The sequence below is a fragment of the Streptococcus oralis ATCC 49296 genome, from assembly GCF_000185265.1.
Lineage (GTDB): Bacteria > Bacillota > Bacilli > Lactobacillales > Streptococcaceae > Streptococcus > Streptococcus oralis_BC.
In genome coordinates, this window is sequence record NZ_GL622183.1 from 1,953,276 (window position 1) to 1,974,181 (window position 20,906).

The 20,906-nt window shown below is 42.7% G+C and carries 16 protein-coding genes; all 16 read right to left on the bottom strand.

The features are described from left to right. Positions 1-194: 194 nt before the first annotated feature. The 16 genes from HMPREF8578_RS11585 to HMPREF8578_RS11660 all read right to left on the bottom strand — a co-directional run bounded on the left by HMPREF8578_RS11585 (position 195) and on the right by HMPREF8578_RS11660 (position 20,786). Positions 195-1,034, bottom strand: a complete 840-nt coding sequence (locus HMPREF8578_RS11585) for a carbohydrate ABC transporter permease (protein WP_001183243.1) — start codon at positions 1,032-1,034, stop codon at positions 195-197. A 15-nt stretch (positions 1,035-1,049) separates the two neighbouring features. Further along, positions 1,050-1,916 (bottom strand): carbohydrate ABC transporter permease, encoded by an 867-nt coding sequence (locus HMPREF8578_RS11590; protein WP_002874780.1) that lies wholly within the window; start codon positions 1,914-1,916, stop codon positions 1,050-1,052. A 219-nt stretch (positions 1,917-2,135) separates the two neighbouring features. Next, positions 2,136-3,464 carry an extracellular solute-binding protein gene (locus tag HMPREF8578_RS11595; protein WP_000672119.1) on the bottom strand — a complete coding sequence of 443 codons (1,329 nt, stop codon included), beginning with the start codon at positions 3,462-3,464 and terminating at the stop codon, positions 2,136-2,138. A 113-nt stretch (positions 3,465-3,577) separates the two neighbouring features. After that, positions 3,578-4,276 carry an N-acetylmannosamine-6-phosphate 2-epimerase gene (locus tag HMPREF8578_RS11600; RefSeq protein WP_001135657.1) on the bottom strand — a complete coding sequence of 233 codons (699 nt, stop codon included), beginning with the start codon at positions 4,274-4,276 and terminating at the stop codon, positions 3,578-3,580. 233 nt (positions 4,277-4,509) lie between these two features. Beyond that, the gene (locus HMPREF8578_RS11605; protein ID WP_025168849.1) at positions 4,510-7,902 is read right to left on the bottom strand and encodes an SIALI-17 repeat-containing surface protein; all 3,393 of its coding nucleotides are present in this window, start codon (positions 7,900-7,902) and stop codon (positions 4,510-4,512) included. A 334-nt stretch (positions 7,903-8,236) separates the two neighbouring features. Continuing rightward, a complete protein-coding gene (locus HMPREF8578_RS11610) occupies positions 8,237-9,217 on the bottom strand; it encodes an acetylxylan esterase (protein ID WP_000795462.1) in 981 nt (326 codons plus the stop codon). Positions 9,218-9,534: 317 nt separating this feature from the next. Further along, positions 9,535-11,550: an ATP-dependent DNA helicase RecG gene (gene recG, locus HMPREF8578_RS11615; RefSeq protein WP_001048767.1), complete on the bottom strand. Its 2,016-nt coding sequence runs from the start codon at positions 11,548-11,550 to the stop codon at positions 9,535-9,537. 17 nt (positions 11,551-11,567) lie between these two features. Continuing rightward, positions 11,568-12,671, bottom strand: a complete 1,104-nt coding sequence (alr, locus tag HMPREF8578_RS11620) for an alanine racemase (RefSeq protein ID WP_000648099.1) — start codon at positions 12,669-12,671, stop codon at positions 11,568-11,570. Further along, the gene (gene acpS / locus HMPREF8578_RS11625) at positions 12,661-13,023 is read right to left on the bottom strand and encodes a holo-ACP synthase (RefSeq protein ID WP_025168850.1); all 363 of its coding nucleotides are present in this window, start codon (positions 13,021-13,023) and stop codon (positions 12,661-12,663) included. The genes alr and acpS overlap by 11 nt, the downstream gene beginning before the upstream one ends. 44 nt (positions 13,024-13,067) lie before the next feature. After that, positions 13,068-14,099: a 3-deoxy-7-phosphoheptulonate synthase gene (locus HMPREF8578_RS11630; protein WP_000864028.1), complete on the bottom strand. Its 1,032-nt coding sequence runs from the start codon at positions 14,097-14,099 to the stop codon at positions 13,068-13,070. Position 14,100: 1 nt separating this feature from the next. Continuing rightward, on the bottom strand, positions 14,101-15,132 hold the full coding sequence (locus tag HMPREF8578_RS11635) for a 3-deoxy-7-phosphoheptulonate synthase (RefSeq protein ID WP_000231307.1): 1,032 nt from the start codon (positions 15,130-15,132) through the stop codon (positions 14,101-14,103). A gap of 79 nt (positions 15,133-15,211) precedes the next feature. After that, positions 15,212-17,725: a preprotein translocase subunit SecA gene (secA, locus tag HMPREF8578_RS11640; protein WP_001284113.1), complete on the bottom strand. Its 2,514-nt coding sequence runs from the start codon at positions 17,723-17,725 to the stop codon at positions 15,212-15,214. 130 nt (positions 17,726-17,855) lie between these two features. Beyond that, complete coding sequence (locus HMPREF8578_RS11645; protein ID WP_001085878.1) at positions 17,856-18,611, bottom strand: DNA alkylation repair protein; 756 nt, start codon at positions 18,609-18,611, stop codon at positions 17,856-17,858. A 143-nt stretch (positions 18,612-18,754) separates the two neighbouring features. Next, the gene (locus HMPREF8578_RS12720) at positions 18,755-19,045 is read right to left on the bottom strand and encodes a hypothetical protein (RefSeq protein ID WP_000415950.1); all 291 of its coding nucleotides are present in this window, start codon (positions 19,043-19,045) and stop codon (positions 18,755-18,757) included. 132 nt (positions 19,046-19,177) lie between these two features. Next, positions 19,178-19,774, bottom strand: a complete 597-nt coding sequence (locus HMPREF8578_RS11655) for a LemA family protein (protein ID WP_000812473.1) — start codon at positions 19,772-19,774, stop codon at positions 19,178-19,180. 160 nt (positions 19,775-19,934) lie between these two features. Beyond that, positions 19,935-20,786, bottom strand: coding sequence for a TPM domain-containing protein (locus HMPREF8578_RS11660; protein WP_000749682.1), 852 nt, complete (start codon positions 20,784-20,786; stop codon positions 19,935-19,937). Positions 20,787-20,906 lie beyond the last annotated feature (120 nt).

The following is a 20,906-nucleotide window of genomic DNA, read 5'->3' on the forward strand; positions in this document are numbered from 1 at the left end:
AGCGGAAAATAGCCACCATAAAACGAACCTACTCTAACTAGTATCATGAAAAGAGTTCATTCTTAAGTTTATAAGTGTCTGACAAAACTTCACGAAGTAACTGTATACTCTCCATTTTGTAGACACTTATGAAACTATATTTCCATAGCATGTCAAGACCACTTCTGCAATCTTGATACACTAATTTACTTTTCTTATCCTTTAACAGCTCCCATAGTAATACCCTGAGTGAAGGATTTTTGGAAGACAAGGAAGACGGTTACGATTGGCACGGCTGCAAGAGCTGCACCCGCCATGATCAAACCATAGTTGGTTGCCATTTCGGCCTGCATGGTCGCAACCCCGAGTGAGATAGTCAAGTTTTGACGTGAAGTCAACATAACCAACTGCATAAAGTAGTCGTTCCAAGTATTGATGAAGGTAAAGATTGCAAGGGCTGCAAATCCTGGTTTCACAATAGGGAAGGCTACGCTCCAGAAGGTACGAATTTCACCACAACCGTCGATTTTAGCTGATTCAAGCAATTCTGTCGGGATGTTTTCACTGAACTGTTTCATGAGGAAGACCCCAAATGGCCATCCGATCAAAGGCAGGATAACTGCCCAAAGAGTATCGTGAATTCCCATGAAGTTGACGATACGTACCAATGGTACAAGGACAACTTGTTTTGGAAGAGCCATGGCAGCGATAAAGACTGCAAAAAGAATGCGCTGACCATAGAAACGTTTTTTAGCCAAGACATAACCTGCTAGAGAAGAAGTTGCACAGACTAGGAACATGGTTACCAGTGAGATAAATACAGAGTTCCACATCCACTGCATAGCAGGGTTTTGCACCATGAGTTGTTGGAAGTTCTCCATGGTTGGCATTTTAGGGAACCACTGTGGCGGAATCATAATGGTATCAGGCTGTGATTTGAAGGCCCCTGTCAAGATCCAGTAGAATGGAAAGATGAACAGTACGGTCAACAAGAGCAAGATAATCGTTGAAATAACAGTGAAAGCTGTTAAGGGTTTCTTTTGTGTAGGTTGCATAACTGTCTCCTTTCTTTAGTATTCTACGTCGTTTCCGAGGATCTTGAATTGAGCAAAGCTGACAATGGCAATCATCACTGCCAAGAAGACACCGATGGTATTTGCATAGCCGTATTCTGTCAATTGGAAGGCTTTTTCATAAAGGTAGTACATGAGTGTACTTGTTGAATAGTTTGGACCACCAGAAGTCAACAACTGAATCAAGGCGAAACACTGGAATGAGTTGATGGTTGTAATGATCGCGATGTAAAGAGTTGTTGGAAGAAGGCTAGGCCATTTGATCTTCCAGAAGACTTGAAACTCAGTCGCACCGTCTACACGCGCTGCTTCAACAAGTGAGTTGTCAATATTCCCCATGGCAGCGATATAAAGGATAATCGGTTGACCAACAGATGTTGTCAAAAGGATAATCATAATCGCTAGCAAGGCCCAGTTTTTGTCACCCAGCCAAGAAATGTTTTGGCTGATGATGTGGCTTGACTTAAGGACAAAGTTTAGAATCCCTGATAGGGGGTCATAGATCCATTTCCATACAACCGTTACGGCAACACTACCTGTAACTACAGGAAGGAAGAAGACGAAACGATAGAAAGAACGGGCAATGGCATTTTGATGATAGGTTTGAGATGCTACAAAGAGCGAGAAGAGAACCACAATCGGAACAGATCCAATAACCAGGATAACGGTATTGATCAAAGACTTCATAAAGACAGGGTCTTTAAACATGCGAATGTAGTTGTCAAAGCCTACAAACTCAAATTTAGTCATGGAGTAGTTAAAGAAACTTGTAATGAATCCCATAATCATAGGAGCCAAGACAAAGATGACGAAGAAGAATAACACTGGTGCTAGGAAAGCGTAGGAAATCACTGTTTCCCGCATACGAATTTTATTGACTTTCACAGTCGGCACCTCTCTTTCAAATAGAATAGTTTTTGATTTTCTTGAACTGTTTTAAAACCAAAATGAAATTTTTTAAGATTCGCTTATGTAAGAACTTCATTTTAATTTCGTGACAGTTCCTACCATTTCAAACAAAAGTCCCCCTTTTCTTACACCATAGTGCACAGGGAAAAGGGGGGAATCAATCTGACTTAGTGCTTATTGTTTTGTAGCTTTTTTGATGGTTTCGTTAGCTTTTTCAGTGAAGGCTTTCAAAGCATCCGCTGGTTTTTCGTCACCATTTGATACAGATTGCAACATTGGGAACCAAAGTGTTCTCATTTCAGCAAATCCATCGATAGTGTTGTAGTATGGTGAGTAGTATTTAGTCCAGCCACTGATTGTTTCCATACGTTTGTCTTCATAAAGTTTGCCAAATGAAGTACGAACTGGGAAGGCACCTGTACGAACTACGTCTTTAGGACCCCATTCTTTGTCATCTGCGATGAATTGAACGAATTTCTTAGCAGCTGCGACTTTCTTGTCGTCTTTGTTGTTAAATACTGCAAATCCGTTTACAAGGTATTCAAGAGATGGTTTACCTGAGTCTGATGGGAATGGTACTTCTACCACATCTACCTTACTTGCTTCCAAGAGTTTCGCTTGGATACCGTTTTGAGCTGGTGCCCAAAGGATTGTGTATGAAGTTTGACCGTTGGCAAAGTTTTGGATGTCTGCCCCACCGTCAAATTGTGAACCATTGTTCAACAAACCGTCTTTGATCCAGCTAGCAGCTTTTTCAAGACCTTTGACGAATTTAGGATCGTCTGTTGTATATTTGGTTACGTCTTTGTCTGTTACAGAACCGCCATAAAGGTTTGCAACGAAGGCACGTGTTCCTTGGTCTCCCCCTTGACCAGAACTGAACAATGAACCTGGTGTATAGCCTTTATCTTTAAGCGCTTTCAAAACTTTTTCAAAGTCATCAGTTGTCCAACCTTCTTTTACAAGGTTTGCAACTCCAGCATCTTCCAACATTTTCTTGTTCATAGCCATGTAGAATGGAGCTGAACTGATTGGATACATGTAAGCTTTATCTCCAGCCTTACTTGCTTGTACGATGTTTTCGTTGTTGACATCTTTGACGAATTCGTCTGTGAAGAGGTCGTTCAACTCAGCCAATTTACCATTTTTACCGTATTGGATGATACGCCCTGGTGCGTCAAAAAGTACGTCTGGCGCTGTTCCTGCTTCGATGGCTGTTGTAATCTTTTCAGGACCTGACTTGAAGTCGATGGTTTCCAATTTCACTTTTACATCTGGATTTGCTTTTTCAAAAGCTTCGATGATTGATTTTTCATAAGTTCCAACACCGTCACCCGTTTTTTCTTGTGTGAAGACTGGGAATGCCCACCAAGTGATTTCAGTTTTTCCGCTATCGCTACTAGAGCTTCCAGCATCTTTACTTCCACCAGAGTTACCACAAGCCGCAAGGCCAAGAATCGCAGCACCCGCAAGTACTGTACAAGCTAGTTTTCTAAATTTCATTTGTATTCTCCTAATTGATAAGCGTATCCATATTGGATAATGAGTTCTTTAGATTTGTATACGTTTTCATTTTATCCGACGCATCGACCACTCTCCTCTTTTTTGAGATTGTGTTATTTAAGACCGGCAACAAAGCGTTCCGTAATCTCTTTTGGTCTAGTAATCGCACCACCAACAACGATGCCTCGCACCCCATATTCAAGGATTTGTTTGGCTTGTTCTGGTGTATGAATCTTCCCTTCAGCGATGACATCCACGCCGGCATCGCAGAGTTTTTTGATTAGTTCAAAGTCTGGACCATCTACCTTAGGACTATAAGAGGTATAACCTGATAGGGTTGTTCCAACAAAATCAATCCCTGCTTCGACCGCTGCTATTCCCTCTTCAAAGGTACTGGTATCAGCCATTAAGAGTTGATGCGGATACTTTTCTTTGACTTGTCGAATAAAGTCTTGGATTTCCAAACCGTCGTAACGTTCACGTTTGGTACAATCCAGAGCAATGACCTCAATGTCTAGTTCAGCCAGTTCATCAACTTCTCTCATCGTAGCTGTAATGAAAGGCTCCTGTGGCGGATAGTCACGTTTGATAATCCCGATAATCGGGAGTTTCGTAACCTCCTTAATCTCCTTGATATCGCGAACACTGTTTGCTCGGATACCGACTGCTCCACCTTGCTCAGCCGCTTTGACTAGCAAGGGAATGACTCCTCCCGCTTCTGTATAAAGCGGTTCGTGAGGAAGTGCCTGGCAAGAGACAATGATTCCATCTTTGATCTGTTCAATCAAGGCTTCTTTGCTGATCTGTGGCATCCTCTTTCCTCCCTTTCTTTCTTCTATGGGCTTATTATATATCATTTGTTAAGCGCTTTCAATAGCTTGTGGTAGAATAGATTTCAGTTTCAAAACTATTTTATAGAACAGACTATCCTGAAAGTAGTTTCAGACTTCTTATGATTTTGAATCAACCTGAATGTCGTCAAAAAAGATAGCAGGCTGAAAAACCTGCTACCTCTTCTGAGACCTACTCAAAAAGCTTTTACTTATTATTCTTTTCTCTTCTTGCCAAATGCAAACAAGGATAAAAGAACACCTGCAAGACCAAGGGAAATCAGTGAGTTTGTTTCCTTGCTTCCCGTATTCGGAAGTTCATCTTGTTTAGCTGCTGGCGCTTGATAGGTCACATCCTGGCCTAGAGACAATTTGTTGTCTGCAGCTGCTAATACTAGATTAGTGTCTCCCTTGTACTCTGGCACTTCATGGACTGCTGCCTCAACGCCATTGACTCCACCCTTATACTCTGGCAGGTCATTTGAAGCTGCCAAGACAAAGTTAGCACCTCCTCTATATTCCGGAAGCTCGTTTGAGGCTGCTAGAACTGCATTGACTCCACCCTTGAACTCTGGAAGTTCATGGACTGCCGCCTCAACAGCGTTGACCCCACCTGTAAATTCAGGCTTTTCAACCGTTGGCGCTGCTTCTTCGCCTACTGTTGATAATGGACCGGTGTACTCTGGCATCTCTGCCACTGGGGCTTCCTCAGCATTGACACCACCTGTGAATTCTGGTTTTTCTACTGTTGGAGCTGGTACTTCACCTACTGTTGCCAATGGTCCAGTGTACTCTGGTATCTCTGCCACTGGGGCTTCCTCAGCATTAACACCACCTGCGAACTCTGGAACCTCATGGATAGCAGCTTCACTGCCATTAATACCATCGCTTAGTTTAGAGCCAGCTAAAGAAACTGGTAAATTGTGCATGCTTTCAATTGCACCCTCAGCTAGACCTGTAATTCTTTGACCCATATCCTCTGGATCTATTGTGAATAGGAGAGTTTTTGTATCGTATTGGGTCATGAAGGTTGCTGTCTTGCCATTTGCCAATTGAAGGGTCGGAGCCTTGTTGACCAATACTTCCGAATCGAACTCCATGGCAATAATACCTGGCCATTTTTGGATAGCATATTTTACTTTTGCTTCTTTAGGAGAAATTCTGTCTTTGCTTAAGAAATCCCAGTTGAATTTCTTATAGGATAAAGTATAATCGTTTTGGTTGCCATCCGCATGCTCATAAAGCAAACCATATTCGCCATTTCCGAGTTCTTGGAGCGAGTTGTAGGCAAACTTACCACTTTGTATAGGATTGTGTTTCAGCCATGTCAACTCACCATTCTCCTCAACACGAGCCAGGTGAACCAAACCATTGTTGCGCCCAGGACCACCAGCATTGCTGAGTAGAATGTATTCCTTGCCTTCATGCATGGTGTGAATAGCGGACATTTGAACATAAACGTCTTTTACTTGAGGATAACGTTTGATTTCTTTATCCCACGTTGCTCCCCCATCATGACTGGTCGCAACCTGAAGATCACCAGTCAACCCACGCATAAAGAGCTTGAGATCTCCATTATTCAACTGAACAACAGTTGACTCCGTATTTTGGGCGCCTGGATTATTCATGGTTGAAGAGTGAATGGTTTGGTTGCCTACTGGACGGTTATCATTAACTGCTTCCCCTGCTTGCCATGTTTCACCATGATCATCTGAATAAATTACACGAGATGATTGAGAACCACTTAGGTAGGAAACGTTGTTTGTTGTATAAACTGGAATCACCAGTCTTCCCTTATGAGGCCCTGTACGCAAGGCAATCCCAGTACCAGGTCCAGTTCCTAGGAAGTGCATCCAATCTTTCCGAATCCCATGAGTAATATCTTTTGGTGCAGACCAAGTCTTTCCATCGTCATCACTGTAGGACATCCATAGGTAGTTGGTATTGGAAACTCTAAAAATATTCTTCTCGCTATACTCAAAATAAATATTTCCGATTAGCTCATTCCCTTTATACAAATCTCCCTTATCGCTGTAGGCTGGTTTTTTAGGGTCAACGACGACGCGATAATCTGTCTTTCTATTTTGAGGGTCGAAAACCTCTCCGTTTTCTCGAATCGTATAGCGACCTGATTCTCCTTGCTTATATAAAACTTGATAAACTTTATCTCCCACTTGTTCATAAGCTTTCGGAGCTTGCCCCGGCAATGAAAATACTGCCTTACTTTCAAGGAACATGTCATAAATTGCAAAAATTCTCTTTGTTTCAGGGTCTTGCACCAAGGCCATATCAATATTAACTGGAGATGGCCAATCTGCATGTTTAGCGTGCTCATTGTCACGAGGATTTGAGATTACGATTCGGTCTCCCCATGTTTTTCCATTATCTGAGCTGCGACGAACAACCATCCCAATATCTCCCCAGTCAGAATGGTGCAAACGTCTTTCATCCGTTCCTGCAATCAGCGTTCCTTTATCTGTCTTGAGAAGAGCTGGGATACGATAACTCTTGATACCATCTTTATTTGGTTGATTGTTCCTACCACCTTCAAAGACGTCTTCTTTCTCAGTGACTTTTGCTCCCTCAGGAAGTTTCTGTTCCAATTCACCTCTTTCAAATAATTGACTCCGTGTTTGAACTTCGTCTGGGCTTAAAGCACGATCGTAAACAGTTAGGTTTCGAACTTGTAGGTTTGATGCCCAAACTGTTTTATTGCCCCGTTTGGTTGCTCCAAGTTGAGCTTGATTAACATCTGGCATATCTTTGACGAAGTTACCAGATTTGAGACTTGTTCGAGATAAGACACCGTTCACATAGAGACGAACTCGACCATGAGGTAACTCCGCTGTCGGTTGTTCAACAGTAAAGGTCACGGAATTCCATTGTCCAGGGCGAACTTTCAAAGGAGCATCTGTATACTTATCATAGAACTGCTCTCCGTTAGCGCCACGCCCTTCAATAAGAGCTGTATTATCAAGGACCGACATAGTAAAGTACTCATTTTCCTTGGTTTCACTGGATACCGAGAAGAGATTGTAAAAGCGTGGAGATGATGCATCTGGTTTGAACTCCATATGAACCGTAGCATTTTTTAGTTGCTTTAGTTTTTCTAGTTCATTTGATAAATCAACTCTCTGACCATTTGCTGCATTGGTTTCAACATCTTCTTTTTCAAGGACAGGATTAGCATTTTTTAAATCTCTTGAGTAATAGTCACGAGGAATAGCCCCCTGATCCTCTGATTCCTCTTCCTTATTTGCTTCTTCTGCAGGGGTTTCGGTAGAGGATGGGGTTTCTGATTCTGCACTCTCATTTTTTTTCAAATGATCTTGGTCCACCTCAACGCCATTGTCTTGAGCTGCTGCCAATTTACCAGCCAAATCCTTATCCAAATGAGCAAGATCTCCCGAGGACACTTCTTTTGGCAACTCTGATAAACCTTGACCAGGTTCGACAGTTTCTGTATTGGCCCCTGCTGCATTGGCTTGCTCTTGGGCTAAGACTGGATTTACTCCAAATACTACTGTACCAATCACTACAGATGCCGCCCCAACTGCAAATTTTCGAATTCCGTATCGCTGTTTCCGATCTAAAGATTTGTAATTCATGTTTGTCCTTTCATTTTTCATAAAATAAAGCGCTTTCTTTTTCTTTAAAAATTTTTATTGTCTCTTCAAGAGACAAGTTTTACAAGAAAATATCCAACTTAATGAGAGCTCCCAATCCTCTCCCATTTTCTGCTGAGCCATTCTTTAAGCATCCAGCAGCCTTTTTCCTCCTTTCACAAGTGACTTTTCCTTTATTATACAATAAAGTCTTATATTTACATCTGTGTTCCCACAGAATAGATTTTACTTTTAAGAATATTTTAATATTTTAAATTTTCTAAAAGTACTTTCAGGTTTTGGACATAAAAAGAGAGCTCCTGGGCTCTCTCATTCATCATTTCACATATTTAAAAGGAATCTCACTGCCGCAGAGCCAGTTATAAACTTGGTCATTGACAAAAACATTCATGGCTTCGTGAGCATACTCAGGCATGATGCGATAGGCCTTGTCGCAAGTTAGGCGATTGTAAATCGCAAACTGGGTAATAGGATAGCAAACATCGTCGTCCAAGCCCGTAATCATCTTGACCTCACCCGTGATACGATGGGCAAGATTTTTCACATCGATATAGGCAAGGGTCGCCATGATTTCCTCCTCTGTTTCATGGAAGGGATCGTGGAACTTGAAATATCGGAAGAGTTCATCATAGGCTTCACTGGTATTGCCAATCTCAAGCACTCGTCTAAAGTCTGACAAGAAGGGATAGATGGCAACTGTTCGCTGAATCCGAGGATTGAGAGCAGCTGCAACCAAAGCTAAAGCCCCTCCTTGTGAGGCACCATAACTAGAAAGTCTTTTCTCATCCACCTGAGGCAGACTAGCAACGATTTCAACCAACTGGTAAATATCCAGATAAACATCCTTATAAAAGAGATGTTCCCGACCTTCCACAGCACCACGGATGATATGCCCCTTCACCGTATTTCCTAGTGGAGAGCGCAAGCCGTCTTGCGAATAGCCCGACTGGCCCCGCACATCCATGGAAACAACACCGTAACCAGCCACAGTATAGGCCAGCATGTCGGCCCAGTCCCAGCCACGTCCCATATAACCATGGAAATGGAAGATTAGCGGAACCTTCTCCTCAGTCTTTGGAAGGACGACACGCGCATAAACCTTGCCTTCATTGGTTCCTTCAAAAGTGAGCTCATAGCACTTGACTTGAGGAATATGGAAATCTCTTTCCTCCAACTGGTAGGCTGGAAGAGATGAAACTTTTTTGACCTCTTCATCCCAGAAAGCATCAAAGTCTTCTGGAATCTCATCCCGTCCTAGATAGGTCTTGATTTCTTCTAACAAAGTTGGATTTTTCATAGCATGCTCCTTTAGTTTTGTAATCGCTATCATAACTCTAGCATATCTAGGAAGGCAATGCAAGAAAGAACGGTAAACAGAAAGTGATTTTAGATTCTCTTTCCTCAAACCTATCGTCTGAAAGTAGTTTTAAAAATAAAAAGAGCGTTTCCGCTCTTTGTTTATCAATAGGTGCTAGCTCCTTTCTCTAGTTTGACGGTTTGGAATTTTTTTTGGTAGCTTACTTTAATCGTCATGTGAGAGTCCTCGTTTCTTTTTGATGACTCTAGTATAAGACCCAAACCTAAAAGCTAGCTTATAGATTTCTTAGAAAAGGCTTAATCCAGATGTTCTCTTTTTTCTAGGTGGAGAGCAATCATGCGCCATTCTGGATCCTCTTGCCAGTCTTCTATCGAACTAATGTAGCTGGCAATCTTTCTAGCTTCTTCTAAAATCGGAAAATCTTCAATAATATCCGCCACTTGAAACTCTGGTAACCCAGACTGTCTGGTTCCAAAAATCTCACCAGAACCACGCATTTTCAAATCTTCCTCCGCAAGGATAAATCCATTGGTCGTTTCTGTCATGATGCGCATGCGATACTTCCCAGAGTCCGTCTTGGGATTAGCTACAAGAACAGCATAGGACTGCTTGTCACCCCGACCGACACGACCTCTGAGCTGGTGAAGCTGACTGAGACCGAACCGGTCGGCATCCATGATGATCATAACGGTCGCATTGGGAACATTGACCCCGACCTCGATAACCGTCGTCGAAACCAGAATATCCGTTTTTTGCTCTTTGAATTCCTGCATGATCTGGTCTTTTTCATCACTCTTCATCTTACCATGTAGAAGAGCTACTTCAGCCTTGCCGGCAAAATGAGCTGTCAACTCCTCAGATAAGGCAATGGCATTTTTCAAATCCAAAGCTTCAGATTCTTCAATCAAGGGAGAGATGACATAGGCTTGAGAACCTTTTTGAATTTCTCCCTCTAACCAAGTCAAGACCTGAGGCAGCTGCTCATGCTTAATCCAGCGAGTTACAATAGGCTTCCGCCCTGCTGGCATCTGGTCAATAATGGAAACATCCATATCGCCAAAGGCTGTGATAGCAAGCGTCCGTGGAATAGGAGTCGCCGTCATCATGAGAACGTCAGGATTGTCCCCTTTTTCCCGTAAAATACGCCTTTGCCCCACACCAAAACGATGCTGCTCATCGATGATAATCAAACCAAGGCGAGCATAATCCACTCCATCTTGTATCAGAGCATGGGTTCCGATAATCAAATCAGCCTCACCCTTGGCAATGGTCTCCAAGACTTCTCTTTTTTCTACAGCTTTCAAGGAACCTGTCAAGAGAGCCAGTTTCAAGTCTGGAAAAAGGTTCTGTAAACTCTCAAAGTGTTGCTCTGCTAGGATTTCTGTCGGTACCATGAGAGCTGCCTGATAACCAGCCGTCACCGCCGCAAACATGGCCAGGCCAGCGACCACTGTTTTTCCGCTCCCCACATCTCCTTGCAGGAGACGATTCATGTGGTGGTCGGACTTCATGTCGGCCAAAATTTCCTGCAAACTCTTTTCCTGAGCTTGAGTCAGGGCGAAAGGCAGATTTTCTTTAACGGCTGTCACTTTTTCCTGAGACCAATTCAGAACCAGACCGCTTCCCTGAACTCTGTTTTCAGACTTGAGCGTCTGCAATTGCATTTGGAAGTAAAAGAGTTCCTCAAACTTGATCCGACGAAGGGCCTGCTTGTATTCTGCCAAATCCTTAGGAAAATGCATAGCACGGACAGCCTGGCAACGGGACATGAGTTTGTATTTATCAAGTAAAGACTGGGGAAGATTTTCCTCTATCAAGAGGTCCAATCCCTGATCAAAAGCTGTCTTAATGACCTTAACCAGACTGGCCTGACTGATTCCCTGAGCCAGACGATAAACAGGTTGGAGGTCATCTTCCACCTGAGCCAGAACCTTCATCCCAGTCAGACTGGCCTTGGCACGGTCCCATTTCCCAAAGACAGCAAGAGTTGCTCCCAATTCTATCTTATCTGCTAGATAAGGCTGGTTAAAGAAGTTCACCGCAAAAACGACTTCTCCCTGCTTGAGGCTAAAACGCAGGCGATTGCGCTTGAAACCATAATACTGGACACTAGCGGGGGTCACGACTTGACCAGACAGAACCGCCTTCTCCCCGTCTTCTAGTTCCAATACTTGCTTGGTCTTGAAATCTTCATAACGGAAAGGAAAGTAGAGCAAGAGATCTTGCAAGTTTTCAATTCCTAGTTTGGCGTATTTCTCTGCTGACTTTGGTCCCACACCAGGTAAGACATGCAAGGGTTGGTGTAGATTCATGCTCCACTCCTTTCTTTTTAATAATATTCTCTCGGAATGCGGTCGCTGAGGAGGCAAACCACCTCATAATTAATGGTTCCACGGTAGGCAGCTACCTGAGTAGCTGTGATTTCCTTGTCGCCGTTAGAACCAATTAATGTTACTTTTGTTCCTAGCGGATAAATCTTAGGCAGACGAATGGTGATTTGGTCCATAGATACTCGTCCGACGATTGGGCAAGCTTGGCCATCTACCAAGACAGAGAAATTCTGCATGTCTCGTGTCCAACCATCCGCATAGCCGATTGGCACCGTCGCAATGACTTGCTCACTATCCGCCTGATAAGTCGCTCCATAGCCCATGCAAGTTCCAGCTGGAACTGTCTTGACATGGACCAAGGCAGACTCCAAACTCAAGGCTGGAGTCAAATCATAGGGTAAGTTCAAAACCTCTCCACTTGGGTTGAGACCATACATAGCGTCTCCCATACGGACTGCATTGAAAATAGTCTCTGCATGCCAGAGGGTCGTTGCCGAGTTGCTGGCATGAACCAGTTCTGGAACTTCCTTCATACTTGCCAAAATAGCTTTAAATCGTTCTAACTGGGTATTAAAGTAACTATCTGATTCTTCATCTGCAGTAGCAAAGTGGGTAAAAATCCCCTCAACGCGAGCACCGTGTTGTTGGAGCAAGGCTTGAGCCTGCTCAGCCTCGCTGGAATCTCGGAAACCAATCCGTCCCATCCCTGAGTCAATCTTGAGGTGAACCGATAAGCCAGATAAATCTGTCTCCCTAACTAACAGCGCTTGAATCCACTCCAATCCTGCCACTGTCAAGGTGATATCGTATTCTTTAGCAAGAGAAACAGCTTCGATTTCAGAAACTCCTAAAATGAGGAGTTTCTTGCTTATACCTGCTTGACGCAACTCGATAGCTTCATCAATATTGGAAACGCAAAATCCATCAACATCATCTTGAATAGCTGTGGCAACAGCTACTGCCCCATGACCATAGGCATTGGCCTTGACCACTGCCCACTTGAGCGTCCCTTGTGGGATATGAGCCCCCATTTGCTGAATATTTTTTCGAATAGCTCCCAGATATATCAGAGCCTTGGTCGGTCTATGTGGACTAGCTTTCATGATTTTCCTCCAAAATGACACTGGCTGTCACAAACTGCTCTGTGTGGCTGATTGATAGCCAAATCTTTCCTGAAAATGGTACCTGACTAAAATAGGGAGCCCCTTGTTCGTTGTTCAAGACTTCCAAATCCTGAAAGGTCAGTTTGCCAATTCCTGTTCCCATAGCCTTGGAAAAGGCCTCCTTAGCCGACCAGCGGCCTGCCAAGTATTCGATCTGTCTGCGCCCTTTGAGACTGGCAAAACGCTCCATTTCTTTAGGGGTCAGCACGCGCTTAGCAAAGCCTTCACGTCGTGTAACTGCGTTTTCTATCGAAGCCAATTCTTCGATGTCAATTCCGTGTCCAACTATCATACTCATAAAAGGAGCTGAGATTCCCCCAACTCCATCCTTTTCACTTATTTTGTTAAGGTAGTATAAATTTCTTCTACCAAAGCTACTGTATTTTCCCAACCTAGACAAGGGTCAGTTATGGAGCAACCAAAGACCTCTGGTTGATTTTGGCGACCGTCTGCTAGGTAAGATTCGATCATAAAGCCTCGAACCGTCTTTTTAATCTTTTCATTCCAGTCACGATTCAGCAAGGCTTGACGAACAATGCGAATTTGTTCCATATACTGCTTGCCTGAATTGTCATGATTGGTATCGATGATAATGAAAGGATTTTCAAGTCCCATAGTCTCATAGCGATTGATGGCATTTAAGAGGGTTTCATAGTAGAAATTGGGTTCATTTTTACCATATTCGTTCATGGCACCACGAAGGATAACGTGGGCCAAAGGATTTCCTGAAGTTTCCACTTCTTGGCCATGGTAAAGGAAGGTTTGCTTGTTTTGAGCCGCATAGATGGCATTAAACATGACCCCAAGGTTCCCAGATGTTGGATTTTTCATCCCAACCGGAGCATCAATCCCAGAGGCTACAAAGCGGTGTTCTTGGTCTTCCACTGAACGAGCCCCTACAGCATGGTAGCTGACCAGGTCATCAACCAAAACGAGATTTGACGGATAAAGCATCTCATCAGCTGTTGTCAATCCAGTTTCGGTAATCACTCGGTAGTGTAGCTGACGAACAGCCTGCAAACCATTGATGAGACTAGGCGCTTCGCTGGTATTTGGTTGATGAATCATGCCCTTATAGCCGTCTCCATTGGTACGAGGTTTAGCCGTATAGACACGCATCACGATAAAGATTTTATCCGCAACTTTTTTCTGCAAGTCGGCTAAGCGACGAGCATATTCAAGCACTGCTTCTTCATTGTCTGAAGAGCAAGGCCCCATCACCAAAAGGATTCGGTCGTCCTCACCCGAGATGATGGCTGCTAACTCTCTATCGCGGGCTTCTTTCTTTCGCAAGGCTTCAGGTGACAACTGGGTTGCAGCCTTGATTGCTTCAATATCAATTTCTTGACCTTTTTCAATAAATGCCATCTTACTCTCCTAGCGTTTGGTAAATTTCGCGAACAAGTGCTTCTGTGTTGTCCCATCCTAGACAAGGATCCGTGATAGACTTACCAAAAACTTCTGGCTCATTTTGACGTCCATCTTCTAGATAGGACTCAATCATAAAACCACGAACATATTTTTTGATTTTCTCATTCCAGTCACGGTTAATCAAGGTCTGACGAACGATACGGATTTGATCCATGTATTGCTTGCCTGAATTGTCATGATTGGTATCGATGATGATAAAGGGATTTTCCAAGCCCATCTTTTCATACTGATCAATGGTATCCATCAAATTGTCATAGTAGTAGTTGGGAATATTTTTCCCATATTCATTCAAGGCACCGCGAAGAATGGCGTGGGACAATGGATTCCCTGTTGTTTCCACCTCTTTACCGAGGAAAAGGAAACTCTGTTTATTTTGCGCTGCGTAAATCCCATTAAACATAACATTGAGATTTCCAGATGTGGGATTTTTAAATCCTGTCGAGAAATCTGCTCCACTCGCTACAAAACGGTGCTGTTGATCCTCTACAGAACGAGCTCCAACAGCCATATAAGAAATCAAATCATCCACCAGCGGAAGATTTTCAGGATAAAGCATCTCATCCGCTGTTGTCATTCCCGTCTCGGTAATTACACGATAGTGGAGCTGGCGAACAGCCTTGATCCCATTGATCAAACTAGGAGCTTCTGTCGCATTTGGCTGATGAATCAAGCCCTTATAACCATCCCCATTGGTACGAGGTTTAGCTGTATAGACACGCATGACCATAAAAATACGGTCTTTGACCTCTTCTTGCAAAGCAGATAGACGCTTGGCATACTCGAGAACCGCCTCTTCGTTATCAGATGAACATGGTCCAATCACCAAGAGAATACGCTGGTCTTCCCCACGGATGATGGCTTCCAATTCCTGATCACGTTGATTTTTTCTCGCAAGAGCCGCTCCCTCTAATTTAGACAAGGCGCGAACTTCTTCAATGTTAATTTTAGGACTTTTAGCTTTAAATACCATGATTCATCTCCTTATAAAGCAAACGGACACCAAGCAAAAAATGATTTTTACCAGGTATCCGCCTGTATCTTATCTCATATTATTGTCTCTTACCATGACAGTTCTTGAATTTCTTACCTGATCCACATGGGCATTGGTCGTTTCGTCCGATTTGGCTCAAGTCCAAATCTTCTGGAAGACTTGCCTGCTGCGCTGCGATATTACGAGTCGCAGTTGTACTGATATTGTGTTCAGTTTGCGGACGTTCTTGTTCATGGATTTGTGCTTTCATCATCAAACGGGTCACATCGAATTCAATCGATCCAATCATGTCGTTAAACATGCGGAAACCTTCTGCTTGATATTCTACAACAGGGTTGTTTTGAGCATATCCACGAAGACCAACAGCATTTCGTAACTGGTCAAGAGCATCAATATGGTCTGTCCACTTGTTGTCTACAACACGTAGAATCAAGACTTTTTGGAATTCTTTCACTGCATCTTCGTCACGAAGCTTAGCAACTTGGCTGTCATAGACTTTCAAGGCACGTTGGAAAAGTTCATCTTTGATAGCTTGGTCTGACAAACCTGCAAGATCTGAACGGCTAATTGAATCTTCTGGAAGCAAGTTATACTTAGCAAAGTTCAAGATCGCTTCCAATTTTTCATCTTCTTTCGAACGAGCATGTGCATCCACGATACGTCCAATGGTACGACGAATCATAGCATGGATTTCTGGTGCCAAGTCACGATCTGCAGTAATGACATCATAACGTTGTGCATAAATAATCTCACGTTGTTCACGCATAACATCATCGTATTGAAGGACTTGTTTACGAGTATCGTAGTTGTTTCCTTCGACACGTTTTTGAGCTGCTTCAACCTGACGCGTCAACATGCGAGATTCGATAGCTTCGTCAGACATGTTGAGTCGTTCAAAGACACCTTTCAAACGTTCAGAACCGAAACGTTTCATCAAATCATCTTCAAGAGACAAGTAGAATTGTGACTCACCTGGGTCTCCTTGACGTCCTGAACGTCCACGAAGCTGATTATCAATACGGCGACTTTCGTGGCGTTCTGTACCAATGACGCAAAGTCCACCAAGTTCACGAACCCCTTCACCAAGCTTGATGTCGGTACCACGACCGGCCATGTTGGTCGCGATGGTAACGGCACCACGTTGACCAGCGTTCATGATGATTTGCGCTTCTCTGTAGTGGTTCTTCGCATTCAAGACTTCGTGAGGAACACCTGCTGCTACCAATTTCTTGGAGAGGAAGTCACTCGTTTCAACTGCAACTGTACCTACCAAGACCGGCTGACCTTTTTGGTGACGAGCTTTTACATCTTCAACTACAGCCTTAAACTTCGCATCAAGACTGGCATAGAGAAGGTCTGAGTGATCGATACGTTGGATTGGACGGTTAGTTGGGATTGGGATAACACGAATGTTGTAAATTTCACGGAATTCTTCTTCTTCTGTTTTACCAGTACCTGTCATACCTGCCAATTTCTTATACATACGGAAGAGGTTTTGGTAGGTAATAGAAGCTGAAGTCTTGGTCTCGTCTTGGATTGGCACACCTTCTTTTGCTTCGATGGCTTGGTGTAAACCATCAGAGTAACGACGACCTTCCATGGTACGACCTGTAAATTGGTCGACGATCAAGATTTCCTGCTCTTCACTAACCACATAGTCGATATCGAGAATCATGATATAGTTGGCACGGAGGGCATTGTCGATAAAGTGAGTAAGAGCTACATTTTCAATGTCGTAGAGATTTTCTAGTTTGAAGTAGCTTTCAGCCTTGTCAATACCAGAATCTGACAAACCGATCGTCTTAGACTGAACGTCAATGATATAGTCGTCCTTGTCCAAAGATTTCACGAAGTGGTCCGCCATATGGTAGAGTTGGCTTGTTTCAACTGCGTTGGCGCCTGAAACGATCAATGGTGTACGAGCTTCGTCGATCAAAATTGAGTCAACCTCATCGACCAAGGCATAATTGAGTGGACGTTGCACCATGTTTTCTGCACGAACGACCATGTTATCACGAAGGTAGTCGAAACCAATCTCTGAGTTGGTTGAGTAGGTAATATCACAAAGGTAAGCCTCTTTTTTCTCCATTGGAGATTTAGCTGCCAAGTTAATCCCTACTGACAGACCGAGCCATGAGTACAATTCACCCATTTCAGTCGCGTCACGTTCTGTTAGGTATTCGTTGACTGTAACTACGTGAACTCCTTTACCTGCAAGGGCATTGAGGTACACTGGCATGGTCGCTGTCAAGGTCTTCCCTTCACCCGTACGCATCTCTGGAACGTCACCATGGTGAAGAACAATCCCACCCATGACCTGAACCTTATAAGGGAAGAGCCCAAGGACACGTTTTGCAGCTTCACGAACTACTGCAAAAGCCTCATATAGCAATGAATCAAGTGATTCACCCTTGTTGTATCGTTCTTTAAATTCGTCAGTTTTTGCTTTTAGTTCTTCGTCTGACATTGCAGCCATTTGGCTCTCATAGTTAAGAACCTTATCAGCCATCTTTTCCAGACGACGAAGTTCTCCTTTATCATTTTCAATAATCGTTTTTAAAATATTAGCCATGATTTTCCTTACTTTTTATTCTGAATATTTTAGAATGTTCTTTTAATTTTAGCATATTTACCATTATTTTTCAAGAAAGAATCCTTAATTTACAACGGAAAAGGCCAGCTGAAATTCAGCTTTTTTTGCATCAATCTTCTGCGGCTCTTTTTTTGTTTTTTGTTCGAGATGCATGCTTGATGATCCAAGCACAACTTGGACTTAGCTCCTCCTTTTGCCAAGTTTGAAGAATCCTTTCAAACTTATCAGGATCTTCCTTGTACAAATCATTTAGATTATTGGCTACACTTTTTTGAATAGACTTATCTCTATCATCTTTTAGATTGGTCAGAATCGTGGTGAAATCCTCAAAATAATCCAATACCACGGTTTGTCTCTTAGCCCAAGGCAGACGGATACGCATGCATTCGCAGGCAAGTCTACGAACACGCAAATTTTCATCCCGACTCCATTCTAATAGCAAAGTCATTGTAGCCTTAGGATAGCGAGCCAGCAAAGGTCTCATAGAAAATTCTCCAGTAAATCGCTTGGTTAGTTCCTTACTAAAGGCCGCGCTCAATTCAAATTCCTTATTCCCATATAGCTCTACATATTTTCCGATTGGCCAAAGCCAATATCCTTCTGAGAACATACCTAAACCACCCTCTAACTCGGGACCCAAAATTTTCTCAAAAACCTTGAGAGAGTCCTCATAAGATAGGGGAAGACAATCTTTGATACTTTTAGCCAAGAGTTCTTGACGCTGGCTAAACTCCAACTCTTCCAAGTCTTTTTCTAACAACAACCTAAACTTTCGCTCATCAAAGGCAACGGACGCTTCTTTCAACCGTCGACTCAAATCCCTAGCATAAGCCAAGTCATAATAATCTTTTACTTTTTTAGCCATTTTCAAATCCCTTAATCTTCTTTTTACGGGACTTATTATATCATACAGACAGCCCGTCAACAAAATTATTTTTATATCTCCAACTATTTTAATAAGGAAGAAAAAAGGACTAGAAGCTAGTCTAGTCCTTCATTTGTTAATGTTTAATTTCCCAAGAATACAGGCAATATCCCAAAATACCAAAAGAGATTGATCCAGAAGGCCAAGCAAAAGATAATTCCAAAGATGAGAAGACTGAATTTTTTAATCAGCACGGAGTATAAGATAGATAAAACACCAAAAACCACAAAGAGTTTTCTCATAACGAAATAATATACTGAAACTCCTCCTATTTGCCAATCCCAAGGAAGGAAAAACATGAGGAACCAGAGAAAGCAAATCGTAAGAATAAATCTCTTGTAGTGCGCTTCAAGAAAGGCTTTTGTTTTCTCCATAGCAAACCTCCATTTGAGTCACTATCTCTTCCCTTTTATTATACCAAAAAAACCTGGAAAAAGCTTTCCAGGTTTGAGTTTGAAATCACTAGTCATACTAGAGAAATTCCTTTATTCATAGGCTGATTCACTTTATTGACTTGATGAAGATGTTCCAAAATCGACCTTAGGAACTGTCTTGGCTTCTTCTGTTTCTTTAAAGGTTTCAGCTTCTTTAAAGTTCATCATATTCGCAAAAAGCACGGTTGGAAAACTTCTCAACTTTTGATTGTACTCGGCTGCGACTTTATTATAATCCTTACGTGCTACAAAGATACGATTTTCACTGCCTGAAAGTTCGACCATTAGTTGCTCAACATTTTGATTGCTCTTGAGTTCTGGATAATTCTCCGTCAAGGAAATCAAGCGGGAAAGAGCAGAGCTCAATTCTCCCTGAGCCTTTTGGTTTTCTTCCGAAGTTACTGAGCTACTACCGATTTTAGCTCTAGCATCAGCAATCTTGGTAAAGACTTCGGTTTCATGATTCATTTGTCCTTTAACGGACTCCACCAAGTTACCAATCAAGTCCGAACGACGTTGGAGGGCTGTCGAGACATCGGCCTGAGCCTGCTCCACTTTAGTCTGTTCACCAACCAGACCATTATAGGTCGTCACTGCGGAACAACTTCCCAGAACTAGTAGTCCAAAAAAGATCGCCACTATTGAGAGAATTACTTTATTTTGTTTCATATCAAAACCTTAACACTTTCTTTTATAAACTTTTCTGAGAAAATACTCAGATTTTAAATCAATTTCCCAAACTTTGTTTTTATTTTTAATTAAGGAGTGAACTCTTGCAAAGGAGTCACCTTACTGAATGGAGAAATCGGTTTGAGCTATATACGATTACTCACCAGTCATCAGACGAACCGCCGCCATCAAAGCCACCGCCGTCCCAGCCTCCAGATGAGTCGGAGCCTGAGTCAGACCAAGAAGATCCTGAATCTGATGAGTCGCCGCCCCACCAGCCACCGCCAGAATCATCGCCATGTGAACCACCACCACGACCTCCAGATATAAATCCGATGATCATCACGATGAAGTAAATGAGAATTCCAAATCCGATAACTCCATCACTCGAACTGCTTTTTCGATGCCGTCTCGAAGAACTGCTCTCACCAGCATACCTTTCAAGTTCCCTTAAGCGACTAGAGTTGCTAGTGTAGCCGTAGCTACTTTTAGAACTTGAAGCAGTCGTACTCGATCCACTATAAAACATGTAGTTGAGATTGTTTGCTATAGAAAGAACTCCATTGCTGTAGTCTCCCTTTTGAAAGTAAGGTCGTGCTGTTTTCAAAAATCTATTGGTCTGATAGTCCGTGATCTTACTGGCCACATTATTACTGGTTTCAATCCGTGATTTTCTATCCTCAACAGCGACCACAATCAAGGCGCCGTTGTTGTCTCCCGAGTAGCCAATCTTCCAAGCTCTAGCTGTTTCGTTAGCTACAGTTTCGATTGTTTCTCCATCCAGGCTTTTCACAATGTAAACACCCATCTGGAATTTTTCTGCTTTTTGACTATTTACCTTATTCAAGCCTTGGATCAGTCTGATTGTATCATCAGTCAGATAGTGATTGGGATCATAGATTCCGTACTCAGGTTTTTCAGGTGCTGTGAATGCTGATAAGAAGAGAAAGACCATCAGCAACCCAAGCAAGCGAACCAACAAACTATGTTTAAATAATCTGCTTTTTTTCATAATAACCTCCCTGATAAAGGAAAATTGATTTAAGGAATTATAGCATTTTGATTTTTACAAAAAAAGTGCATTTTCATTACAAATAGATTACAAAATCTAGGAAAATGATTGAAATTTGAT